Here is a 5,732-nt window from a genome sequence, read left to right on the forward strand (position 1 = left end):
GCCAAAAAGCCAGGGGCAACCCGAACATCAATGGGGCAGAGACGGCGGATACGATGCTTCCGCTTCATGGCGAGTCCATCAAGCCCCTTCCGCGCTTGGAGGCGTCCTGCATATCCTCGGTGCACCCACGATGCACGAGGCCGGACCCATGACCGAAATCCCGACGCTGACGACGGCCCGCTGCAGGCTGCGTCCGATGACCGGCGACGACTGGCCCGCCTATCTGGAGCTCATGCAATCCGAACGCGCGCGCTTCATGGGCGGTCCCTTCACCGTGGCGGGGGCATGGGGTCATTTCTGCGCCGACCACGCGCAGTGGCGCTTCTTTGGCTGTGGCGCCCTGATGATCGATGAGCGCGGGACCGGAGTCTCCCTCGGGCAGGTCGGGATCAACTCCGGACCGTGCTTTCCGGAGCGCGAACTCGGCTGGCTCGTGTACCCGAATGCAGAAGGCAAAGGATACGCGTTCGAAGCGGCGGCGGCGTTCCGAGACTGGGCGCGCCAGGTGAAGGGGTTGGAGACGCTCGTCAGCTACGTCGATCCCGGCAATCTGCGCTCGCGCAAGCTGGCCGAGCGGCTCGGTGCGGTGCTGGACCCCGAAGCCAACAGGCCGGACCCGGGCGACCTGGTCTTCCGGCATTTCGGTGACAGACGATAAAATGTGCACGTGGCAGGAATGGGCTGAGCCGGTCGCAACACGTGATTGACGCAAGGCGGAGTGTCATGAGAAATTTCTTAATGCTCGATGTCACTCCGCCGGCCAGTCAAAACCTACGCGAAATATAGAACATCATGGATTGCACATCGAGGTCGCTTGAGAATGCCTCGGGGCACCTTTGCATCATTTCATTCACAAAGTCGCGCCGAGCACGGGTTTCGTCTGCCGAGAGATCAGCAACATCCGAGCGCGCGTCAGGACCGGCCCGCAGCCAGGAGAGCCGAAGCAGCCGGTCGACAACGCTGGAATGGGAGAGTGTCAAAAGAGCCATGTCTCGGGTCCCCTCGCTGGTCTGCATAGGCGCGGTGTTCGCATCTCAAATTACGCAGGCATCGTTGCTGCGGGTATCACGCGCGACGTTGTGCGACTCTTCGTAAATGAAGAGCCGGTTTCGCAGCTGGACCGACGTTCAGATCTTCCTCGCGGTCTTCCGGGAGGGCTCCACCCTCGCCGCCTCGCGCAAGATCGGCATGGCGCAGCCAACGGTGGCCCGGCGCATCGATGTTCTTGAGCACGAAGTTGGGCTGGTGCTCTTCGACAGGGGCAACCGAGGATTTCGACCAACAGAAGCTGCCCGCACACTATTGCCATTGGCCGAAGCGCTTGAAGCCGCCGCCAAAAGCTTCGCAGCGGCAGCAGAAGCGCTGACGCGTCCCCGGCCTATACGGATCACCGCCGTGTTCACCAACTTTTCTCCGGCCGTGACCCAGATATTCAGTGAGTTCACAGCATCGCACCCAGCGGTTCGCTTCGAGTTCCTCCCCACAGCGCGCCCCCTCGACCTGCTCGGCGGCGAGGTAGACATTGCCTTGCGTATCACCCGGCGCCAACCCGAGCCCGCGCTCATCTGTCGGCGGATCAGCACAGCCCGCTTCACCCTCTTCGGCGCACCCAGCTACGCCGCGAAGCACGGACTGCCCGTGTCGCCGGATGACTTGGCAGGACATGTCTTCGTAACCTATGCACCTGATGACATGCCGTCCATTTACCATGACTGGCTGGCAGCGCGCATCACTCCAGGCCAGATCATCCTTGCCTTCAGCGAGTATGGCCTACTGGAAGCCGCAATACGGGCCGGGCAAGGGCTCGGGATCATGAACCTGAAGCTTGCGGAGACCGACGAGTCCGCGGGCCGACTGATCCGCTGCTTTCCGCCGCCGGACGAGATGTCGGCAGCGCACCTAATGCTGATCTCGCCCGAAGCGCATCGACGCGCTGAAGTACGGGAGTTCACGAAATTCTTCGCACCGCGCTACGCAGCGCTTTTCAAATAGCCGAGACCATCTTCCCGAAGGCTCGACCATGATCAGGAAGAACATTCTCAAGACGAAAAGGCTCAGATTGGTGCCGTTCGCCCCGGAACATCTCGACGGCCTCTTCAGAATGAATTCGAACCCGGAGGTCATGCGCTACCTCGGCCCGCCACAGACCCGAGAGGAAACAGGTGCTTGGATAGTGCGACAGCAAAGCGAATGGGAAAGACATGGCTTTGGGTGGTGGGCGGCCTTTGAACGCGGCACGGACCACCTTGTTGGCGCCGCGTGCCTGCAGCATTTGGGCCACGTCGAGACCAATCCGCTCGAAATCGGCTGGCGCCTGCTGCCCGGCGCGCAAGGCCGAGGATATGCCACCGAAGCAGGGCAAGCTGCCATGACCTTTGGCTTCGAGACAATTGGTGTGTCCTACCTGACTGCGGTCACGCATCCGAAAAACAAAGCCTCCGCCCGCGTGATGGAGCGGTTGCGCATGACATACATCGGCATTCAAACCCACTATGGCGTGCCCTGTGTAACCTACGAAATCTACAAACCCGGTTGAGGCAATTCCGGGCGCACCTTCCGCTGCAATGCACTAAGACCGAACGATGAGTATGCCACAGGTCCTCACAGTGAAATCGATATGGCCCACGCCCCCCGCGCGACAAGGGCCACGCCCGCGATGCGTGAAAGTGTTGGTCCGAACGCGGTTAACTTTTCCAAAGCAACAAAGGCGGCGAGCCCCACGATCCAGTACAGGTTCATGATGCCGCCGACGAAAAGAAGCGCCATCAGTAACCAGCAGCACCCAAGGCAGTAGGTTCCGTGTTCCAGTCCCATCATGAACGCGCCCCAAATGCCTGGCCGGCCGCGCTCCGTCAGGAAGCGGAATGGCGACCGGCAGTGATCCAGGCAGGCGGCTTTGAGCGACGCAAACTGGAACACCCCGGCCGCGATTAAGAGTATCCCACCGGGCAGCGTGCCGGTCAGCGTCATCGTGGTGGGCGACACGAGCCCCGCCGATTCCGCACCCCACTGCACCGCTGCCGCCACGAAGCTGAACCCGGCCCAAGCAGCAAGATATCCAATCAGGAAGGCACCCGAAGCCGCAGGGAGGTCACCGCGCCAGCCGGTCTGTCGGAGCAGCGCCGAATGCAGCAGGACGGTCGGCGCGACGCTTGGAAGCATCATGGCGATCATCATCACCCACCACATGAGGAATACGAGCAGCGCGAAAGACGGGCTCCAGTCGCCTGCCAAGCGCGTTCCTGGCATTTCATGCATGCCCCTGCCCCTCATCGCCGTCATCTCAAGTGAGGACGTCTCCATTCCTACCCCAAGGACCGTGTAGAGCCCTGCCAGGACGAACAGGAGGCCAATCATCCCGACAAGAAGTGAGCGGTCTTTCTTGAGGATGCGTTCGACGGCACTGATCCATGTCATTGACCCGGTTCCAGAAATCTCAGGCGGCGTCCAAAACGCCTTTGTTCGACATGTGGATGTCGGTGATGTAGGCGTGCTTGTCCGAGCCTATTTGCTGCAGACCCACGAGATGCTGTTCGATGCCCACTGGCACGGCTTCCGCGTCTTTGGCGGCGTTCCGGAGCGTGGGATCTACGACAGCGGGAATTGTCCGCCATTGGTCCGAGGACAATGGACGCGAAGACGGCGGTGGACCGGGTTGGCCGTGGCAAAGAGCGTCAGGTAAACATGCGCTTCCTGGCCATGGCAAACCACTACGTGTTCGAGCCGGAGTTCTGCAATCCGGCGGCGGGCTGGGAAAAGGGTCAGGTCGAAAGGAACGTCCAGGACGCCCGGCCGCGCTTATGGAACCCCATGCCGACCTTCCCCGACCTTGGTTCGCTGAACGCATGGCTGGAACGACGCTGCATGGAGTTCTGGCGTGAGACCCCCCATGGCACCCTCGCGGGCAGCATCGCGGATGCCTGGGCCCGGAGCAAGCGGCGCTCATGCAGCTGCCACCTGCCTTCGACGGCTTTGTCGAGCAGAGCAAGCGCGTGTCCCCGACCTGCTTGATCAGCTTCGAGCGCAATCGCTACAGCGTCCCCGCCTCCTTCGCCAATAGACCAGTCAGCCTCCGGATTTACCCCGATCGTCTCGTGGTCGCCGCAGAAGGGCAAATCCTGTGCGAGCACGAGCGGCTGATACAGCGATCTCACCATCTGCCCGGCAGAACGATCTACGACTGGCGCCACTACCTGGCCGTCATCCAGCGAAAGCCCGGAGCCCTGCGCAATGGCGCCCCCTTCGTGGACCTGCCGCCCGCCTTCCGGCAATTGCAGAGCCAATTGCTGCGACGGCCCGGGGGAGACCGGGAGATGGTCGACATCCTTGCCCTGGTCTTGCACCACGACGAGCAATTGGTGCTGAACGCGGTCGAGCTGGCGCTCTCCGAGGGCGTAGCGACCAAGACCCACGTCCTGAATCTTCTGCACCGCCTGATCGACGGGAAGTCGACCGACGCTCCCTCCATCGACCCGCCGGGTGCCTTGGCCCTCAAGCGAGAGCCCCGGGCCAATGTGGAGCGCTATGACGAGCTACGGCCTCGCGATGCTGGAGGCCGCCATGCGTCATGACCCAGCCAGCGGTGCCATCGTGATCATGCTGCGCAGCCTCAAGATGCACGGGATGGCTCAAGCCGTGACCGACCTGATCGGGCAGGGTGCGCCGGCGCTCGAAGCCGCCGTGCCGATCCTGACGCAGCTCCTGAAGGCTGAGGTCGCGGAGCGCGAGGTGCGCTCGATCGCCTACCACATGAAGGTGGCACGCTTCCCGGCCTACAAGGATCTGCCCAACTTCGACTTCTCGTCCAGCGAGATGAACGAGGCAACGGTGCGCCAGCTGCATCGCGGCGAGTTCATGGAAGGAGCGCAGAACGTTGTGCTCATAGGCGGCCCCGGGACCGGGAAGACCCACGTTGCAACCGCGCTCGGCATCCATGCCATCGAGCATCATCGCCGGAAGGTGCGCTTCTTCTCGACCATCGAACTCGTCAACGCTCTCGAGCAGGAGAAGGCCAAGGGAAAAGCCGGACACATCGCGGAAACCCTCACCCGCCTCGACTTCGTGATCCTGGACGAGCTCGGATACCTGCCGTTCAGCGCTTCAGGGGGCGCCTTGCTCTTCCATTTGCTGAGCAAGCTATACGAGCGCACCAGCGTGATCATCACCACGAACCTCAGCTTCAGCGAGTGGGCCACAGTGTTCGGTGACGCCAAGATGACCACCGCGCTCCTCGATCGGCTGACCCATCGCTGCCACATCCTCGAGACCGGAAACGACAGCTTCCGCTTCAAGGACAACGCGGCTGCAGCAACGCGGAAAAAGAGGGAGGGAAGCCATGTCTTGACCCAATCATGACCCCCTTAGCATAATCCAAGGTGGGTCACTTCTCGATGGAAAACCCGGGTCAGTTCTGGGTGGAAATCAATACGCTGGGTCCATTTTCTGGGTTGGCCCGAATCCCCTTGTAGCCTAGCGCTACAATGCGCCTTGCAATAGGGCGAAATGTAGCGTACAGCTACATCCATGAAGACGATCACCTACAGGACCGCCGCCCTTCGCACGCTCCGCAAAATACCGCGCAACGAGGCGAAGCGGATCACCGAAAAGGTGGAACTCTACGCGACCGATCCCGAAGTGTTGTCGAACAACGTCAAGTCCCTGAAAGGCCGCGAAGGCATCCGGCTGCGGGTGGGCGACTGGAGAGTGATCATGGACGATCAGGGCGAGGTGCT

The 5,732-nt window shown here is 61.8% G+C and carries 7 protein-coding genes and 1 pseudogene; 6 read left to right on the forward strand and 2 right to left on the reverse strand.

Annotated elements, in window-relative coordinates; all coding sequences use genetic code 11:
* Positions 1–148: 148 nt before the first annotated feature.
* Positions 149–658, forward strand: coding sequence for a GNAT family N-acetyltransferase (locus tag G0A00_RS25835; RefSeq protein WP_164185566.1), 510 nt, complete (start codon positions 149–151; stop codon positions 656–658).
* A 106-nt stretch (positions 659–764) separates the two neighbouring features.
* On the opposite strand, the gene G0A00_RS25840 is transcribed toward G0A00_RS25835, so the two are convergent.
* Positions 765–989, reverse strand: a complete 225-nt coding sequence (locus tag G0A00_RS25840; RefSeq protein ID WP_164185567.1) for a hypothetical protein — start codon at positions 987–989, stop codon at positions 765–767.
* A 106-nt stretch (positions 990–1,095) separates the two neighbouring features.
* Between G0A00_RS25840 and G0A00_RS25845 the strand changes: the two genes are divergently transcribed.
* Together G0A00_RS25845 and G0A00_RS25850 are read left to right on the forward strand one after the other, a co-directional pair.
* Positions 1,096–1,992 (forward strand): LysR family transcriptional regulator, encoded by an 897-nt coding sequence (locus tag G0A00_RS25845; RefSeq protein WP_164185568.1) that lies wholly within the window; start codon positions 1,096–1,098, stop codon positions 1,990–1,992.
* A gap of 28 nt (positions 1,993–2,020) precedes the next feature.
* A complete protein-coding gene (locus tag G0A00_RS25850) occupies positions 2,021–2,536 on the forward strand; it encodes a GNAT family N-acetyltransferase (protein ID WP_164185569.1) in 516 nt (171 codons plus the stop codon).
* Positions 2,537–2,601: 65 nt separating this feature from the next.
* Here the strand turns inward: G0A00_RS25850 and G0A00_RS25855 are convergent, their stop codons facing one another.
* The gene (locus G0A00_RS25855) at positions 2,602–3,417 is read right to left on the reverse strand and encodes a DUF2182 domain-containing protein (protein WP_164185570.1); all 816 of its coding nucleotides are present in this window, start codon (positions 3,415–3,417) and stop codon (positions 2,602–2,604) included.
* A 76-nt stretch (positions 3,418–3,493) separates the two neighbouring features.
* Here G0A00_RS25855 and G0A00_RS25860 point away from each other — a divergent pair.
* The 3 genes and pseudogenes from G0A00_RS25860 to G0A00_RS25870 all read left to right on the forward strand — a co-directional run.
* A pseudogene (locus G0A00_RS25860) lies at positions 3,494–4,571 on the forward strand (transposase); the annotation flags it as partial.
* Entirely contained in the window at positions 4,561–5,355 is a 795-nt protein-coding gene (istB, locus tag G0A00_RS25865) for an IS21-like element helper ATPase IstB (protein ID WP_164185631.1), read from the forward strand. The pseudogene G0A00_RS25860 and the gene istB, both read left to right, overlap by 11 nt.
* 168 nt (positions 5,356–5,523) lie before the next feature.
* Positions 5,524–5,732, forward strand: a 209-nt coding sequence (locus tag G0A00_RS25870) for a type II toxin-antitoxin system RelE/ParE family toxin (protein ID WP_164185677.1), incomplete at its 3' end; no start/stop codon positions are given.

It is taken from the genome of Salipiger sp. PrR002, assembly GCF_010500775.1.
Classification (GTDB): domain Bacteria; phylum Pseudomonadota; class Alphaproteobacteria; order Rhodobacterales; family Rhodobacteraceae; genus Salipiger.

Coding starts and splice junctions, on each gene's coding strand:
- G0A00_RS25835 (WP_164185566.1), top strand. CDS start 149: ATGACCGAAATCCCGACGCTGACGACGGCCCGCTGCAGGCTGCGTCCG.
- G0A00_RS25840 (WP_164185567.1), bottom strand. CDS start 989: ATGGCTCTTTTGACACTCTCCCATTCCAGCGTTGTCGACCGGCTGCTT.
- G0A00_RS25845 (WP_164185568.1), top strand. CDS start 1,096: ATGAAGAGCCGGTTTCGCAGCTGGACCGACGTTCAGATCTTCCTCGCG.
- G0A00_RS25850 (WP_164185569.1), top strand. CDS start 2,021: ATGATCAGGAAGAACATTCTCAAGACGAAAAGGCTCAGATTGGTGCCG.
- G0A00_RS25855 (WP_164185570.1), bottom strand. CDS start 3,417: ATGACATGGATCAGTGCCGTCGAACGCATCCTCAAGAAAGACCGCTCA.
- istB (WP_164185631.1), top strand. CDS start 4,561: ATGCGTCATGACCCAGCCAGCGGTGCCATCGTGATCATGCTGCGCAGC.